Origin of the sequence: Streptomyces bungoensis (genome assembly GCF_001514215.1) — a bacterium.
Taxonomy (GTDB): Bacteria; Actinomycetota; Actinomycetes; order Streptomycetales; family Streptomycetaceae; genus Streptomyces; species Streptomyces bungoensis.
In genome coordinates, this window is record NZ_KQ948868.1 from 95,905 (window position 1) to 112,346 (window position 16,442).

General features: G+C 74.3%; 14 protein-coding genes. 9 read left to right on the top strand and 5 right to left on the bottom strand.

Annotated elements, in window-relative coordinates; translation table 11 throughout:
* Positions 1 to 194 precede the first annotated feature (194 nt).
* The 5 genes from AQJ66_RS28550 (at position 195) to AQJ66_RS28570 (ending at position 6,673) form a co-directional block, all read left to right on the top strand.
* A complete protein-coding gene (locus AQJ66_RS28550) occupies positions 195 to 1,316 on the top strand; it encodes an ROK family protein (RefSeq protein WP_244162963.1) in 1,122 nt (373 codons plus the stop codon).
* A gap of 279 nt (positions 1,317 to 1,595) precedes the next feature.
* Positions 1,596 to 2,927 carry an ABC transporter substrate-binding protein gene (locus tag AQJ66_RS28555; RefSeq protein ID WP_061927829.1) on the top strand — a complete coding sequence of 444 codons (1,332 nt, stop codon included), beginning with the start codon at positions 1,596 to 1,598 and terminating at the stop codon, positions 2,925 to 2,927.
* A 47-nt stretch (positions 2,928 to 2,974) separates the two neighbouring features.
* On the top strand, positions 2,975 to 3,952 hold the full coding sequence (locus AQJ66_RS28560; RefSeq protein ID WP_061927831.1) for a carbohydrate ABC transporter permease: 978 nt from the start codon (positions 2,975 to 2,977) through the stop codon (positions 3,950 to 3,952).
* A gap of 18 nt (positions 3,953 to 3,970) precedes the next feature.
* The gene (locus tag AQJ66_RS28565; RefSeq protein ID WP_061927833.1) at positions 3,971 to 4,849 is read left to right on the top strand and encodes a carbohydrate ABC transporter permease; all 879 of its coding nucleotides are present in this window, start codon (positions 3,971 to 3,973) and stop codon (positions 4,847 to 4,849) included.
* Between the two features lie 6 nt (positions 4,850 to 4,855).
* Positions 4,856 to 6,673, top strand: coding sequence for a hypothetical protein (locus AQJ66_RS28570; protein ID WP_061927835.1), 1,818 nt, complete (start codon positions 4,856 to 4,858; stop codon positions 6,671 to 6,673).
* Positions 6,674 to 6,677: 4 nt separating this feature from the next.
* Here the strand turns inward: AQJ66_RS28570 and AQJ66_RS28575 are convergent, their stop codons facing one another.
* The gene (locus AQJ66_RS28575; RefSeq protein WP_061927990.1) at positions 6,678 to 7,328 is read right to left on the bottom strand and encodes a nucleoside/nucleotide kinase family protein; all 651 of its coding nucleotides are present in this window, start codon (positions 7,326 to 7,328) and stop codon (positions 6,678 to 6,680) included.
* A gap of 119 nt (positions 7,329 to 7,447) precedes the next feature.
* On the opposite strand from AQJ66_RS28575, the gene AQJ66_RS28580 reads away from it, so the two are divergent.
* Together AQJ66_RS28580 and AQJ66_RS28585 are read left to right on the top strand one after the other, a co-directional pair.
* On the top strand, positions 7,448 to 8,188 hold the full coding sequence (locus AQJ66_RS28580) for an HAD family hydrolase (protein WP_061927837.1): 741 nt from the start codon (positions 7,448 to 7,450) through the stop codon (positions 8,186 to 8,188).
* On the top strand, positions 8,185 to 10,527 hold the full coding sequence (locus tag AQJ66_RS28585) for a glycoside hydrolase family 65 protein (RefSeq protein ID WP_061927839.1): 2,343 nt from the start codon (positions 8,185 to 8,187) through the stop codon (positions 10,525 to 10,527). Before AQJ66_RS28580 ends, AQJ66_RS28585 begins: the two co-directional genes overlap by 4 nt.
* Positions 10,528 to 10,560: 33 nt before the next feature.
* Here the strand turns inward: AQJ66_RS28585 and AQJ66_RS28590 are convergent, their stop codons facing one another.
* Positions 10,561 to 11,454 (bottom strand): M48 family metalloprotease, encoded by an 894-nt coding sequence (locus tag AQJ66_RS28590; RefSeq protein WP_061927841.1) that lies wholly within the window; start codon positions 11,452 to 11,454, stop codon positions 10,561 to 10,563.
* Entirely contained in the window at positions 11,451 to 11,834 is a 384-nt protein-coding gene (locus tag AQJ66_RS28595) for a BlaI/MecI/CopY family transcriptional regulator (protein ID WP_079060488.1), read from the bottom strand. Before AQJ66_RS28595 ends, AQJ66_RS28590 begins: the two co-directional genes overlap by 4 nt.
* A 167-nt stretch (positions 11,835 to 12,001) precedes the next feature.
* Here AQJ66_RS28595 and AQJ66_RS28600 point away from each other — a divergent pair, with 167 nt between their 5' ends.
* Positions 12,002 to 13,489: a hypothetical protein gene (locus AQJ66_RS28600; protein WP_061927843.1), complete on the top strand. Its 1,488-nt coding sequence runs from the start codon at positions 12,002 to 12,004 to the stop codon at positions 13,487 to 13,489.
* A gap of 34 nt (positions 13,490 to 13,523) precedes the next feature.
* On the top strand, positions 13,524 to 14,528 hold the full coding sequence (locus AQJ66_RS28605) for a lysylphosphatidylglycerol synthase transmembrane domain-containing protein (protein WP_061927845.1): 1,005 nt from the start codon (positions 13,524 to 13,526) through the stop codon (positions 14,526 to 14,528).
* Positions 14,529 to 14,909: 381 nt separating this feature from the next.
* Here AQJ66_RS28605 and AQJ66_RS28610 read toward each other — a convergent pair whose 3' ends face one another.
* Positions 14,910 to 15,656 carry a phosphatase PAP2 family protein gene (locus AQJ66_RS28610; RefSeq protein ID WP_061927847.1) on the bottom strand — a complete coding sequence of 249 codons (747 nt, stop codon included), beginning with the start codon at positions 15,654 to 15,656 and terminating at the stop codon, positions 14,910 to 14,912.
* A gap of 40 nt (positions 15,657 to 15,696) precedes the next feature.
* On the bottom strand, positions 15,697 to 16,359 hold the full coding sequence (locus tag AQJ66_RS28615) for a DedA family protein (RefSeq protein WP_061927849.1): 663 nt from the start codon (positions 16,357 to 16,359) through the stop codon (positions 15,697 to 15,699).
* Between the last annotated feature and the right edge of the window lie 83 nt (positions 16,360 to 16,442).

The window sequence follows — 16,442 nt, forward strand, 5'->3', positions numbered from 1 at the left end:
GCACGGCAGGCGAGTACCGTGAGGTTCGTTAGGAAATTAACTAACGAAGTACAGTGCGTCAAGAGCGCCGCGCACCCGGCCCGGAACGCCCGTGGCGCCGGGCGCGCGGCGCCGGACATCCCATGGCCGCACTCCCTGGGCACCAGGGCTCACCGGGTGCGGCCCTGATCCGTGGGAGAACCGTGGAACACGACGTGGCTGCAGCCCCCCGCCTCACCGAGAGCGCCGGCGCGGTGTTCGCCGTGCTGGCCCAGGCGGGCAGCGCGACCAGGCCGCAACTGGCGAGCCTGGCCGGCCTCTCCAAACCGACGGTGTCCGCCGCCGTCGCGGAACTCCAGGGCGCGCGGCTCGCCGCCCTCTCCGGCACGGCCTCCAGCGGCACCGGCCGCACGGCCGCCGTCTACCGGCTCGGACCGGCCGCGGGCGCGGTGCTCGCCGTCGACCTCGGCCCCGCTCTCACCCGGGTCCGGGGCTGCGCCCTGGACGGCACCCTGCTGGCCGAGGCCACCGGCTCCCGGGCGGGTGCCGCGGACGCCGTCCGCGAGGCGCTCGGCGCCCTGCCCGCCGGGGCCCCGCTGCGCGGTGTGGTCGTCGCCGTCGGCGACGTCGCCGAGCGGCAGGGCGCGGGCATGCGGCCCGCGACCGCCAAGGCCGGCCCCGTCTTCGACGCCATGGCCGTCGCGCTGCCGCCGGGTGTCCCGGTCCACCTGGAGAACAACGTCAACTGCGCGGCCCTCGCCGAGCTGCACGAGGGCGCCGCCCGCGGCCGCCGCACCTTCGGCTACCTGCGCATCGGCGTGGGCGTCGGCCTCGGCATCGTCATCGGCGGCCGGGTGGTGCGGGGCGCGAACGGCGCCGCGGGTGAGCTGGCCCGGCTGCCCTACCCCTGGGACGAGGGCCGGGAACCGCGCCTGGAGGCGCTGGAGGACTACATGGGCGCCCGCTCCCTGCTGCGCCGGGCCGCCGGGGCCTGGCGGGACGGCGACGGCCCGTGCCCGCGGACCACCGAGCGGCTGTTCGCGCTCGCCGCGCAGGGGCTGGAGCCGGCCCGCGCCGTCGTCGCCCGTCATGCCGCGGACGTCGGGCGGCTCGCCGCCGCCGTGGTCGCCGTCCTCGATCCCGGGCTGATCGTGCTGGGCGGCGGCACCGGGGCCGACCCGCAGCTCCTGCCCGGGGTGCGGGCCGAACTGGCGCGCCTGAGCTGGCCCACCGAGGTGGTCAGCAGCACGCTCGGTGAACTCGGCACCGTCGTGGGCGCCGCCCGGCTCGCCGTCGCCCGGGGTGTCCAAAACGTGACCGAGGCCTCGCGCCCCTGAGGATTGACGGCTCACGCTCGGTCTGCCAATGTCCGGACAAGCGCTTTCTACGGCCGGTCGGGACACCGGCCCGGGTGAGCGTCCTGACCGTACGCGACGTACGGCGACCGCGCGAGGGCGTGCTCGTGCGGCCCGGCCCGGAGGGCCGGGGACCGCTCCCGACACGGGCGGCGCGGCCGGGCGAGGCCGCACCCCGGTGAGCGCACCTTCCGGACACACATGCACCCTTGGCCGCCCGGCGGCCGGGGAAATCCGTCACGCACCCTCAGGGAGGACCCGGTGGGTCACCAGATCCCGCGCAGAACCCTCTTCCGCACCGCGAGCGGGCTGGCCGTCGCCGGCGCACTCGGCGGCACGCTCGCCGCCTGCGCCGGAGGCACCGGTGCCGGCAGCAGGAGCGACAAGCTGACCATGACGTGGTGGGGCAGCGACGACCGGCACGCGGCCTACAAGAAGGCGCTCGCCCAGTTCCGCGAGAAGCACCCGGACATCGGCATCCAGGAGACCTACCAGGGCTACGACGGCTACTTCGACAAGTTCAACACCAACATCGCCGGCGGCAGCGCCCCCGACCTGCTGCAGATGGACACCGCCCTGGTAGCCCAGTACGCGCGCAAGGGCGTCCTCGCCTCGCTCGACTCCTACGTCGGCAAGAGCCTGGACCTCACCGGCTTCTCCAAGACCCTGCTGGCCGCCGGCACCGTCGACGGCAAGCTCTACGGCGTCCCCTCCGGCATCGGCGTCAACCAGCTCACCGTCAACCGCAGCGGCCTGGAGAAGCTGGGCCTGAAGTACCCGGACCCCGAGTGGACGTGGGCCGACCTGAGGAAGACGGCCCAGGACGTCTACAAGAAGAGCGGCGGGAAGACGTACGGCGTCGACGACGGCGGCGGCTCCACCCTCCAGTGCTTCGAGATCTTCGCCCGCGAGAAGGGGCAGCAGTTCTTCTCCGGCGACGGCAAGAAGCTCGGCTTCACCGCCGACACGTTGCAGGAGTGGTGGGAGTACTGGGCGCAGATGCGCCGGACGCACGCCTGCCCGCCGCCCGCGGTCACCTCCGCCGCGCACAACGACCTCACCAAGAACGCCGTCGTCATCGGCAAGGCCCTGTTCACCTTCGACTCCGGCGTCTACGGCGCGGGCGGCTCCATCACCGACGCCCAGCTGGACTTCCTGCCGACCCCGCAGGGCGACTTCTCCGGCGCCCGCGAGGGCAACTTCGTCAACGGCGGTGTGCTGCTGAGCGCCACCAGGGCGAGCAAGCGGGTCGCCGAATCCGTGCAGATCATGGACTTCTTCGCCCAGGACCCCACCGCCATCAAGGACATGCGGCTGCTGCGCGGCATCCCGCCGACACAGAAGGCCCGGAGCCTGATCTCCGCCGGCCTGAACGACACGGACAAGCGGAACATGGCGACGGCGGACTACATCTCCAGGCGCGTGTCCAAGGCCACCGACGCCCTGCCCGCCCCCGTGCCGCCGCCCCAGGGCGCCGACCAGATCTGGGACCTGCTGTTCCAGTCCAACCTCGCCGTCGCCTTCGGCAAGAAGTCGATCAAGGCGCAGCTGGGCGAGTTCTTCGACCAGGCGGCCGGGATCCTGGCCAAGTAGGCCGCGCCGCACCTTCGCAAGACCCGGGAGAGGCCAGGGAGATGAGTATGACCACCGCGACAACCGACGAGGTCGCCGAGGAGCCGCCCGCTCCGGCGGCACCGTCCGACCAGCGGGAGCGCGACCGCATGCGCCGGCGCCTCGCCAGACGGCGGGGCGGCGGCTGGTGGCCGTACCTCTTCCTGGCCCCCTGGTTCGTCGGCCTGTTCGGCCTGACGATCTATCCGATGCTGGACTCGCTGTACCTGTCCTTCACCGACTTCGACCTGCTCACCCCCGCCAGGTGGGTCGGCCTGGACAACTACACCCGCATGTTCGCCGACGACCCGGTCTTCTGGGACTCGGTGCACGCCACCCTCGTCTACGTCCTCGTCTCCGTGCCGCTGAAGCTGGCCCTCGCCCTCGGCGTGGCGATGCTGCTCAACCGGGACCTGAAGGGCATCGGCCTGTACCGGGCCGCGTTCTACCTGCCGTCCCTGCTGGGCGGGGCGGTGGCCGTCGCCATCGTGTGGCGGCAGGTCTTCGGCGGGGACGGCCTGTTCAACGACTTCCTCGCCTGGTTCGGCATCAAGGGCCAGGACTGGATCTCCAGCCCCGACAGCGCCCTCTACACGCTCGTCCTGCTGGCCGTATGGCAGTTCGGCACCCCGATGGTCATCTTCCTGGCCGGCCTGAAGCAGCTGCCGAAGGACGTCTACGAGGCGGCCGCGCTCGACGGCGCCCGCCCCGTCACCCGGTTCTTCCGCATCACCCTGCCGCTGCTGACGCCGATCGTCTTCTTCAACGTCGTCCTGCAGATCATCGACGCGTTCAAGACCTTCACGCCCGCCTTCGTGATCAGCAACGGCTCCGGCGGGCCGCTCGATTCGACGATGCTGTACTCCCTCTACCTGTACAAGAAGGGCTTCACCGACCTGCAGATGGGATACGCCTCGGCGCTGGCCTGGGTGCTGTTCCTGGTGATCGCCGGCTTCACGGCGGTCAACTTCGTCGCCAGCCGCTACTGGGTCCACTACGACGACTGAGCGAGGAGTAGCTCACCCATGTCCGCCCTCACCCCGAACGCGTCCCCGCTCGCGAGGCTCCGCTCGCTCACCGGCTCCCGCCGCATCCTCGTGCACACCCTGCTCGTCGGCGTGGCCGTCGTCATGCTCTACCCGCTGCTGTGGATGCTGAGCAGCTCCCTCAAGCCCGACACCGACATCTTCACCCACCCCGGCCTGATCCCCGGCCGCGTCCGCCCGGAGAACTACTCCGAGGGCTGGAGCGGCTCCGGCAACTCCTTCTCCCTGTACATCGTCAACTCGCTGATCGTCACGATCGGCGCGGTGATCGGCAACGTCGTCTCCTGCTCGCTGGCCGCCTACGCCTTCGCGCGCTTCGAGTTCCGCGGCAAGAGGATCTGGTTCGGCCTGATGCTCGGCACCCTGATGCTGCCCACCCAGGCCGTGCTGATCCCGCAGTACACGATCTTCTACAACCTGACCTGGATCAACACCTACCTGCCGCTGATCGTGCCCAAGTTCCTCGCGGTGGACGCCTTCTTCATCTTCCTGATGGTCCAGTTCATCCGCTCCGTACCGCGCGAGCTCGACCAGGCGGCCATGGTGGACGGCGCCAACCCGTGGAGCATCTACTGGCGGATCATCCTGCCGCTGATGCGGCCGGCCCTGATCACCACCACGATCTTCACCTTCATCTGGACCTACGACGACTTCCTCCACCAGCTGGTCTACCTCCAGCAGAACGACCGCTTCACCGTCCCCCTCGGCCTGACCCTGTTCCTCGACCAGACCAGCGGCTCCTCCTACGGCGCGATGTTCGCCATGTCGACACTCGCCCTGCTGCCCACGCTGATCTGCTTCCTGGTCTTCCAGAAGAGGCTGGTGGAAGGCATGGCGACCTCCGGTATGAAGGGCTGACCCGGTATGCACCTCCCGCACCAGCGCGGCCCGCTGCACGACCTGCCCGACACCCCCGACGCGTACGACGCCGTCCTCGCCGGCGTCACCGAGCAGGCCCTGGCCCGGATGACGCCGGAAGGCAGCCTCGAACACCCCGACGCCGTCGACGACGTCGGCGACACCTCTCTCGGCATCACCTCCCTGCTCGCCCTCGCCTGGCAGCGCGGCAAGGACCCCCGGCTGCCGGACGCGGTGCGCCGCAGCCTCGCCTTCCACCTGCGCGAACGCGTCTTCACCGAGGACAACCCCGGCTACCCGAACCTGCGCACCACCGGCTCCGGCCTGCCGTACGCCCGGTACGTCGTGGAGGCCGGCGCCCATCCGATCGGCGACTGGCCGAGCACCGTGTGGGCGCTGCTCCAGGCGGTGAACGTCCTCGACGCGGCCGACGGCCTCCTCGACGACGCACAGCGCGCCGAGCTGCTCCGGGTGGCCCACGGCTACTGGCGCTGGCTGACCGAGGCCACCTTCTTCAACCCGCAGGAGGCCGGCAACCAGGCCATCGGCTGCGTGGCCGGCGGCCTGATGCTGGCCCGCCACCTGCCCGGCGCCGACGGCGCGGCGGTCCGCGCCCGCGCCCTCGCCCTGTACGCCGGGGAGATCCGCGCCCACCGGGTCCGCGACCGGGGCGCCCTGCTGCCGCCGGAGCACGGCGGGGCGTACGACAACAACTACGGGCCGATCTCCCTGTCCTTCCTCGCCCAGGCCCACCGGGTCAGCGGCGAGGAGGTGTTCGCCGAGGACGGCGACACGCTCGCCCGCTACCTCGACGCCCGCCTGAGCAACGGCGGCTACGACCAGGGCGGCCCGCGTTACAGCGAGCAGCACTCCGGGTTCGAAGCCGTCCTGGGCCTCAGGTACTTCGGCGCCCGCATCGGCTCCGACCTGGGCCGCTACCGGGGCGACACCCGCTGGGGGCGGCACGCGGTGCAGCGGGACGGCGGGGTCGACGGGCACTTCGCCTTCATGCTGGTCTGGCAGATCCAGGACCCCACCCGCTGGCACCGCACCCCGTCGGCGGCCCCCGCCCGGCACCAGCTGCGCTCCGGCACGGTGTCCGTCGCCTTCGACAGCCGGATGACGCCCTCGCTCGTCGAGGCGGGCGGCACCTACTACCTGCCGGCGGCCGTACGCCGCCGGCACGGCTTCGGCCCGGTGACGGAGGGCTTCCTGCTGTGCCGGCCCATGGGCGAGGTGCGCGTCCGCGACGTGCGCGGCGGCGCGCTGACGGCCAAGCTGGTCACCAAGCCGGTCGTCGGACGCGACCACGTGCTGCGCCACGTCCGCTCGTTGTACGTCACCGACGGCACCCGCCTGTGGGTGACGGTCGCCGTCGAGCGGCTCGACGGGACACCGTACCTGCTGTCCGGGCTGCCGTACGCCGCCGACGACGGCGACCGGGTCCGCCGCACCGCCGACGGCGAGGTCGCCTCGGCGGGCGGACTGCGCCTCACCCACCCGCGCGAGACGGGCCCCGACCACTTCGACACCCGGGCCGAACTCACCCAGGAGCAGGCGGCGTTCGCGCTCGCCGCCGACCCGCGCGGCTACGGCGACCCCGACGAGGGCTGGCGCCACCTGGTCGGCTCCTCCGCCCTCGAAGCCGGCCCCGCCCCCGGCGCGCCGGACGGCCTGCACGTGTTCGCCGTGCGCTACGGGCCCGGCGGCCCCTTCACTGCCGCCTTCGACACCGGCCCGGACGGGCTGACGGTCCGCACGGAGGCGTTCACGGCGGTGGTCGGGGAGCCCGTCGGCGATGCCGGACTCGACCTCACCTGCTGAAGGTTCAGTCCTGCGGCGGCAGCGCGCCGGGCGGTACCACCAGGTCCGCCCGGTCCCGGGTCGCCGCGACCAGGTCGGCGTTGCGCTGGTCCGTGCCCCGCACCCACGCCACGGCCGCCGCACGGTCCTTGCCGAACTCCTCGTGCCGGGCGACCAGGCGCCGGATCCGCTCCTCCTCGTCCAGCTCGCAGAACCACACCTCGTCCAGACAGGGCCGTACCCGGGCCCAGCAACCCTCCCGCAGCAACAGGTAGTTGCCCTCGGTCACCACCAGCCGGGCGGCCGGCGGCACCGGGATCGCGCCCGCGAGCGGCTGCTCCAGCACCCGCTCGAAACCGGGCGCGTACACCACCTCGTCGGTGTCCTCGCGCAGCCGCCGCAGCAGCGCCGCGTACCCGGCCGCGTCGAAGGTGTCCGGCGCGCCCTTGCGCTCCCGGCGGCCCAGCCGGTCCAGTTCGGCGTCCGCGAGGTGGAAGCCGTCCATGGGGACGTGCGCCACCCAGGGCGGGCCGCCGGCGTTCAGGGCGGCCACCAGGTGCTCGGCCAGCGTGGTCTTGCCCGCGCCCGGGCCGCCCGCGATCCCGAGGATCGCGCGCCGCCCGCCCCCGGTCAGGGCGCGGGCACGCAGCAGCAGGTCGTCGAAGGTCAGCGGCACACCGCAGAGTGTGTCATCCGCGGCCGCGCGGTGGGACGCCGGTGTGAAGGCGCGAAAGTGCGCCGTCATGTGGCGCTCGCCACCCCCTTAACGGCGTCTCATGGGGAACAGTGCTGGGTATGACTCAGCTCGGTCTGCCCGACACCATCCAGGCCTGCCTCTTCGACCTCGACGGGGTCGTCACCAAGACGGCCGTCGTGCACGCGGCCGCCTGGAAGGAGACGTTCGACGCGTTCCTGCGCGAGCACGAGGGGCCCCAGGCACGGCCGTTCGACGAGGTCGCCGACTACGACGAGTACGTCGACGGCCGCCCGCGCGCCGACGGGGTCCGCGCCTTCCTCGACTCGCGCGGCATCCACCTGCCCGAGGGCGGTCCCGACGACCCGCCGGAAGCCGCCACCGTGCACGGCCTCGGAAACCGCAAGAACGTCCTGCTGCTGGAGAAGATCCGGTCCGGCGGCGTGGAGGCCTACGAGGGCACCCTGCGCTACCTGGAGGCGGTCCGCGCCGCGGGTCTGCGCACCGCGATCGTCTCCTCCAGCGCCAACTGCCGTGACGTGCTGCGGGCCGTGGACGCCGAGCACTTCTTCGACGTCCGCATCGACGGCGTCGTCGCCGCCGAGCGGCACCTGCCAGGCAAGCCGCACCCCGACACCTTCCTGGCCGCCGCCCGGGACCTGGGCGTCGAGGCGGCGCGGGCGGCCGTCTTCGAGGACGCCCTGGCCGGCATGGACGCGGGCCGCGCGGGCGGCTTCGGATACGTCGTCGGCCTCGACCGGACCGGCCAGGCCGACGCGCTGTACGCGCACGGCGCCAGCGTCGTCGTCAAGGACCTCGCCGAGCTGGGGGGCAAGCGTTGATCACCCACCGGTCGTACACCGTCGAGCCCTGGGCGGTGCGCGAGACCGCCCTCAACCTCGACGTCCTCGCGCAGAGCGAGTCGGTGTTCGCGCTGTCCAACGGCCACGTCGGCTGGCGCGGCAACCTGGACGAGGGCGAACCGCACGGCCTGCCCGGCAGCTACCTCAACGGCGTGCACGAGGTGCACCCGCTGCCGTACGCCGAGGCCGGCTACGGCTACCCGGAGTCCGGGCAGACGGTCATCAACGTCACCAACGGCAAGATCCTCCGACTGCTCGTGGACGACGAGCCGTTCGACCTGCGCTACGGCCGGCTCGTCGCCCACGAGCGGGTCCTGGACCTGCGCCGCGGGGTGCTGGAGCGGACCTGCGAGTGGACGTCCCCGGCCGGGTCCACGGTCCGGGTGCGCTCGACCCGGCTGGTGTCGCTGACCCAGCGGGCGGTCGCGGCCGTCGCGTACGAGGTGGAGGCCGTCGGCAGCCGCAGCCGGGTCGTCATCCAGTCCGAGCTGGTCGCCAACGAGCAGCTGCCCGGGTCCGACGGCGACCCGCGCGCCGCCGTCGCCCTGGAGTCCCCGCTGGAGCAGGAGGACGCCTTCGCCGCGGGCAGCCGGCTGCGGCTGGTGCACCGCACCCGGCGCAGCGGCCTCCGGGTCGCCGTGGCCGCCGACCACACGGTCACCGGGCCCGAGCGCACCACCACCCGCAGCGAGAGCGACCGCGACGTGGCCCGGCTCACCGTCACCTCCGTCCTGGAGCCCGGCCAGACGCTGCGCGTGGAGAAGCTGGTCGCCCACGGCTGGTCCGGCACCCGGTCGCTGCCCGCGATGGCCGACCAGGTCGACGCCGCCCTCGCCGCCGCCGCGCACGACGGCTGGCAGGGACTGCTCGACGACCAGCGCGCGCACCTGGACGACTTCTGGGCCCGCGCCGACGTCGAGGTGGACGGCGACGAGGAGATCCAGCAGGCCGTCCGGTTCGCGCTGTTCCACGTCCTGCAGGCCGGCGCCCGCGCCGAGCAGCGGGCGATACCCGCCAAGGGGCTCACCGGCTCCGGCTACGACGGGCACGCCTTCTGGGACACCGAGATGTTCGTGCTGCCCGTCCTCACCCACACCGCCCCCGGCGCCGTCGCCGAGGCGCTGCGCTGGCGGTACAACACGCTGGACGAGGCACGCGAGCGCGCGGCCCAACTCGGCCTCGGCGGGGCCGCGTTCCCCTGGCGGACCATCGCCGGCCCGGAGGGCTCGGCGTACTGGCCGGCCGGTACCGCGGCCTTCCACGTCAACGCCGACATCGCCGACGCGGTGGTGCGCTACGTCGAGGCCACGGGCGACACCGCCTTCGAGCGCGAGGTGGGGGTGGAGCTGCTGGTGGAGACGGCCCGGCTGTGGCGCTCGCTCGGCCATCACGACCACCGCGGCGTCTTCCACATCGACGGCGTCACCGGCCCCGACGAGTACAGCGCGGTCGCCGACGACAACACGTACACCAACCTCATGGCCCGGGCCAACCTGCTGGCGGCGGCCGACGCCGTCGAGCGCCACCCGCGCCGGGCGGAGCAGCTCGGCGTGGACGAGGAGGAGAGCGCGGCCTGGCGGGACGCGGCGGAGGCCATGTTCCTGCCCTACAACCACGAACTCGGCGTGCACGAGCAGCACGCCGGATTCACCCGCTACCAGCGCTGGGACTTCGCCGGCACCCGCCCCGACCAGTACCCGCTGCTGCTGAACTTCCCGTACTTCGACCTCTACCGCAAGCAGGTCGTCAAGCAGGCCGACCTGGTGCTGGCGATGTACACGTGCGGTGCGCACTTCGACGACGAGCAGGTCGCCCGCAACTTCGCCTACTACGAGCCGCTGACGGTGCGCGACTCCTCCCTGTCCGCCTGCTGTCAGGCCGTCATCGCCGCCCAGGCCGGCCATCTGCGGCTCGCCTACCACTACACGGCCGAGGCGGCGCTGATGGACCTGGCGGACCTGGAGCACAACACCCGGGACGGGCTGCACATCGCCTCCCTGGCCGGGACCTGGATGGCGCTCGTCGCCGGCTTTGGCGGCATGCGCCGCGACGGCGGGGGCCTGCGCTTCGCCCCGCGCCTGCCGGAGCGGCTGCGCCGCCTGGCCTTCAACCTCCAGTTCCGGGACCGCCGGCTGAGGGTGGAGATCCACGCGGACAAGGCGTCGTACACCCTGCTCGCCGGGCCGCCCCTCACCTTCGACCACCACGGGGAGCCGGTGACGGTCGGCACCGACGACCCCGCGGTCCGCGCGATCCCGCGGGCCCCGATCCGCCCGACCCCGGCCCAGCCGCCGCACCGGGCTCCCCACGGCGGCTGAGCACGCACCGGTGCGGGCCGGGGCGGCCCGCTCTCAGTGCAGGGCGCCGGACAGCAGGGCGAGCAGGTCGGACGTGGCGTCGGCGGCGAGGAGGGCCGGGAGGGCGCCCAGGGCGAGGACGGCCGCCGCCGCGGGCCACAGCCGGGGCGGCGGGCCGGCCAGCAGGGCCGCGATGCGCAGGGTGACGGAGCGGTCGGTGAAGTTCAGGGCGCAGGCCGGGCCGGAGCGGCCCGCGGTGAGGGCGGCGCGGGCCAGCGCGCGAGCGGTGGTCCGGCGGTCGCCGACGGCGGCCGCCGCCTGCTCGTCGGCCCAGCGCTCCACCAGGAACACGGCCGCCGACCGCACCGGACCCAGCAGCGGGTTGGCCGCCGCGGCGAGCGTGGCCGCCGTCACCAGCGCGCCGTGCCGGTGCGCCAGGTGCGCGCGCTCGTGGGCCAGCAGGACCCGCCGTTCGGCCGGCTCCAGGGCGCTCAGCATCGCGGACGTGACCAGGATCCGGCCCGGCCGGCCCGGAATCGCGAACGCCCGCGGCACCTGGGAGGCGGCGACGACGAGCTCCGTGTCCGCCGGCTGTCCCGCGCACAGCCGGCGCAGCGCCCGCCGGGTGCGCCGCTCGGCGCGCACGGCCCGGTACACCCGCCAGGCGACGACCGCCAGCGCCGCGGCGGCAGCGACACCGACCGCCTCCGGTACCGGGTCCACCAGCCGGTGCCCGTCCTCCCGGGCCTCGCGCACGACCGGCGGCGCGTCGCCGAGCAGCGCGGTGGCCAGCAGGACCAGCGACCAGGTCGTGGCCACCGCGGTCAGGACGGCCGCCGAGGTCAGCACGCGGGCGGCGAGCGCCGGGCCGACCCGGCCGACGACCACCGGCGCGACGACGGACAGCAGCAGCGACACGACCAGCGGGGTGTACACGTCGATCCTCATGCGCCGCCCCCGGCGAGCAGCGCGCGCAGGGCCCGCTCCTCCTCGGGGCTGAGACCGGTGACGAACTGCTGGAGCGCCGCGATCGGATCCGGTCCCCGGTCCAGGGCCTCGTGCATCGCCTCGGCGGTCAGCTCGGCCGCGTTCTTCGCCGGACGGTAGGCACCGCGCCGCCCGTCGGCGTCGCGCAGCACCAGCCCCTTGTCGTACAGGCGCTTGAGGATGGTGTGCACCGTGTTGTAGGCGAGGCCGCCGCCGATGTCGGCCTGGATCTCGGCCGGGGTCAGCGGCCGATCGGTGGCCCAGAGGGCGGCCAGCACCTCGCTCTCCAGCGCTCCCGCGCTGCGCCGCTCCGCCCTGCCGCGGGACTCCGTGCCAGCCATACGCCAACCTTACAGTGCGTAGGGTCTCTCACCGGATGGCCCTGTCCGCCCGGCAGACCGAGGTGATCCGGGTTAGTTTGGCCGTGCTTTCCCGGAACCTCCGGCCCCAGCCCTACGTCTTGTAGGGTGACGAACGCCCTACAACTCGTAGGGGCAGAGAGGTGGTCATGGCCGGCAGTACCCGAGTCACAGCCGTCGCGGCCCGGCGTGAGCGCTCCCGCCGGGTCTTCCCCGCCCCGGCGCGGCCTCGAGGGAGCCGGCCGCTCGCGGCCGTCGCCGCCGCCTTCACCCTGGCCCAACTGCTCCTCGTCCGGCCCGGCATGGGTCTCGGCTGGGACGAGACCGTGTACGTCAGCCAGGTCAGCGGACACGCGCCCGCCGCCTTCTTCAGCGCACCCCGCGCCCGCGGCGTCTCCCTGCTCGTGGCCCCCGTCGCCGCCTGGTCGTCGTCCACGGCACTGCTGCGCGTCTACCTCGCCGTCCTGTCCGGCCTCGCCCTGTACCTGGCCCTGCGCACCTGGCGGGGGCAGTTCCCGACGCGCGTGCTCGCCCTGGCCGGCGCCCTGTTCGCCTCCCTGTGGGTGACCCTGTTCTACGGCCCTCAGGCCATGCCCAACTACTGGGTGGCCGTCGGCGCCCTCGCCGCCGCCGGCTGCTTCCTGCGCGCCCGCGCCGCCCGCTCCGACCGGGCCGCCCTGTGGGGCCTGGCCGCGAGCGCCGCGCTGATGGCCTGGATGCGGCCCACCGATGCCGTCTTCGCCACTCTGCCGCTCCTCGCCCTCGGCCTGGCCCGCCGCACCTGGCGGCCGACGCTCGTCCTGCTCGGCGGGCTCGCCGCCGGTGCGGCCGAGTGGGTCGTCGAGGCGTACACCGCCTACGGCGGTCTCGCCCGCCGGCTGCACGACGGCTCGGAGATCCAGGGCGGCCTCGGCTTCCACGTCGCCGTCACCGACCAGCTGCGCAGCCTCGGCGGCCGGGCCCTGTGCCGGCCGTGCACCGGAGACCTGCCCGATCCGAGCGTGACCCTCTGGTGGTTCGTCCTGCCGCTGCTCGCCGCAGTCGGCCTCGTGATCGCCGTCCGGGCCCGGCACACGCTGCCGACGCTGCTCGCGCTCGCCTGCGCGGCGACGGCCGGCTTCCCCTACCTGTTCATGATCGGCTACGCGGCGCCCCGCTTCCTGCTCCCGTACTACGCCCTGCTGGCCCTGCCGGTCGCCGCCGCGCTCGTCCACCTGACCACCGCGCCCGCCCGGCCCTGGCGGCAGGTCGCCGTGACCCTCGTCGTGCTCGGGCTCGCCGCCCACCTCGCCGTCCAGCTCGCCGTCCTGACCCGCACCGTGGAGCGCACCACCGCCGCACACCGCGCCTGGTCCCGCACCGCGGCCACCCTGCACCGGGTCGGCGTCACACCGCCCTGTCTGCTCACCGGGCACGAGGCCATCCCGGTGGCCTTCTACGCCGGCTGTTCCTCGGCCGCCGCTTCCGGGCACAACGCCAACAGCACGGTAGCGGCCATCGCCGGCACCGCACGCCGCACCCCGGTGGCCGTCCTGGTCGCCCACGGCTCCCGGCCACCCGGGTACGCCGCCCACTGGCCGTCCGTGCCGCTCGACGGACTGCGCCTCTACTACGCCGTACCCGAGGCCCGTTCGTGACCTGGCGCCGTGACAGACGCAGGGGAGGGGGTCCATGACCCAGCACGCCGTACCGGAGGCCCCGCCCGACGCCCCGTGCCCGCTCCCGGGCCCGCCGGCCACCGCCGCCGCGGACGTCCGGCCCGGCCGCCGGCAGGCCTGCTGGCACACCCTTGTCTGCCTCACCCTCCTGCTCGGCGCGGCCTACCTGGGCCGGCGGCACTGGCCCCTCGTGGAGAGCGGCGCGCTGCGGCTGGCCGTCGCCCGCCAGGGCTGGCTACTGGCCGGTGCCGTGGCGGCCCTGGGCACCTGGCCCGCCGCGGCGCTCGCCCAGCAGGGCGCGGTCGCCCGGCGCCTGCCCGGACCCCGGCTGCTCGCCGCGCAGTTCGCCGCCTCCGCCGCCAACCACCTGCTCCCGGCCGGGCTCGGCGCGGGCGCGGTGAACCTGCGGTTCCTGATGCGCTGCGGGCTGCCCGTCGGCCGCTCGGCCGGCGCGCTCGCCGTCAAGGCCACCGCCGGCGCCGCCGTCCGTCTCGTCCTCATCGCGGCGCTCGCCCCGCTCTGCCCCGGCCTGCTGCGCCTGCCGCCCGTCTCACCCGCCGCGCTCGCCGCCGTCACCGGACTGGCCGTCCTGCTCGCCGCGCTCCTCGCCGGGCCCCTGCGCCCGCGCTGCCGCCGCGCGCTCGCGGCCGTCCTGACCGACATCCGCGCGGTCCACGCCCGCCCGGCCCGGGCGGCAGCCCTGTGGGGCGGCTCGCTGGGCTTCACCGCCCTGCACGCGCTGGTACTCGTCGCCATGGCCCAGGCCGTCGGACTGTCCCTGCCGCCGCTCCAGGTGGCCCTGCTCTACCTCGCCGCGAGCGGCGCGGCGGCCCTCCTGCCCACCCCGGGCGGCTTCGGCTCCCTGGACGCCGCGCTGGCCCTCGCACTGACCATGTCCGGCGCACCGGGCGCGACCGCGGCCTCCGCCGTCCTCGGCTACCGACTGCTGACGGTCTGGCTGCCACTGCTGCCGGGCCTGGTGGTGCTGGGGGTGCTGGTGCGGCGCCGGGCTGTGTGAGACGGCGGGATCAGTCGCGGCGGCCAGGGGCGCGGGGCGCGTGCCCGTCCGGGGCGGCGCCGAGCCGGCACCGGCTTCGGCTGCTCTCGACCGCCAGGCCGCCGCGCACAGCCGGGCAGTTGGCCGGCCGACGGCGAAGACCCAGCTCCGGGCTGCTGTTGCCGGCGGTGCTGGTTCTGCTCCGGGCGCTGTGAAACCGCGAGAACAGTTCTGGCGGCCAGGGCTTCTGGAGCAGCGCCGAGCCGGCACCGGATGCGGCGGGTATCAGCCGTCAGGCCGTCGCGCACGGCCAGGCGCCGAGCCGGCCGAAGGCGATCGGTCATGCCTGGCCTGCCGGTGCGGGCGAAGTCGATGCGGCGCCGGGCCGTTGAGACCGCGGGATCAGTCCCGACGGCCGGTGTCCCGGGGCGCGTGCCCCTCCGGGGGAGCCCCGGCCGCATCACCACCGGCCAGGGCGCCGGAACCGGACGCGGCGGCGGGTATCAGCCGATCGGGCAGCCACCAGGCCGCCGCGCACAGCCAGGCGCCGAGCCAGCCGACGGCGAACAGCCAGCCGCCCAGCACATCGGTGGCCCAGTGCACGCCGAGGTAGACCCGGGTCAGGCCCACCCCGGCCGCCCAGCAGGCCACCGCCAGGCACATCCGAAGGCGGCCGTGCCGGGCGCGCAGGCAGAGCGCGAGGAGCAGCAGCCCGGCCGTCAGGGCCGAGGTGGTGGTGTGCCCCGACGGGAACGACAAGCCGGAGGCGTGGGTCTGCCAGTACCGGTACGGCGGCCGGGCCCGGCCGGTCAGCTCCATGACGCCGTACCGCACGGCCTGGCCCGACGCGAGACAGGCCACGCCGAGCAGCGCGGTGACCGGCCGCTGCCGCCGGGAGCCGCCCACCAGCAGGCCGGCCAGGGCCACCAGCGCGTACGGCAGTACGCCCGTGCCGGTGGCCGTCAGTCCCCGCGCCACGGCCACCGCCGTCGCCGGGCGGTGGCCGACGGACCAGCTCAGCAGCGAGCGGTCCAGGTGCAGGGGAGCCCCGTGCCCGCCGGTCACGACGAGTGCCAGCACCGCGAACCCCGCCCAGGCGCCCAGCGCGGCGCTGCCGGCCAGTTCGGCGACGCCCTTGCGGTTCGTCATGTGATCGGCCCGGCCACGGACGAGCCCCTGCCCGCGCCGATCATCCGCGCGCCCCCTTGGCCGCCCGACGAGAACGCAGCACCTCGGCGCCCAGCGGGATCAGGGACACGGCGACGATCAGCGCGACCAGCGGCAGCAGATAGGTGTCGACGTTCGGGATCGCGGACCCGAGCGCGTACCCGGCCAGGGTGAGGCCGAGGCTCCACACCAGGCCGCCCACCGTCTGCCAGAGCGTGAACGCGCGGGCGGGCACCCCGAGCGCGCCCGCCAGCGGGTTCAGCACCGTCCGCACCACCGGCACGAAGCGGGCGAGGACGATCGCCTTGGCGTGCCCGTACCGCTCCAGCAGCTCCTCGGCGCGGGCGGCCCCCTCGTGCAGCCGGGCCGACCGGCTGCGGGCCAGCAGTGCGCCGCCCGCCCTGCGCCCCAGCAGATAGCCGCACTGCGCGCCCGCGAGCGCACCGACGGCCGCCGCCACCAGCAGCGGACCCAGGGAGAGGTGCACGCTCCGGCCGGACGTGCCCGTGCACAGCAGACCCGCCGTGAACAACAGGGAGTCGCCGGGCAGGAAGAAGCCGATCAGCAGGCCCGTCTCGGCGAACAGCACCACCCCGACCCCGAGCACGCCGAACGCGGCCAGCAGTGAGTGGGCGTCGAGCACGTTGACCGCGAGCTGCGACGACAGGTCGGAGGGAGTGGCCATGGCCGCACGCCCTTTCCTTCGGTGGCTTCCGAACACAAGTGTGACTACACATTTGTAGACGCATTAGTGGACCATGAACGACC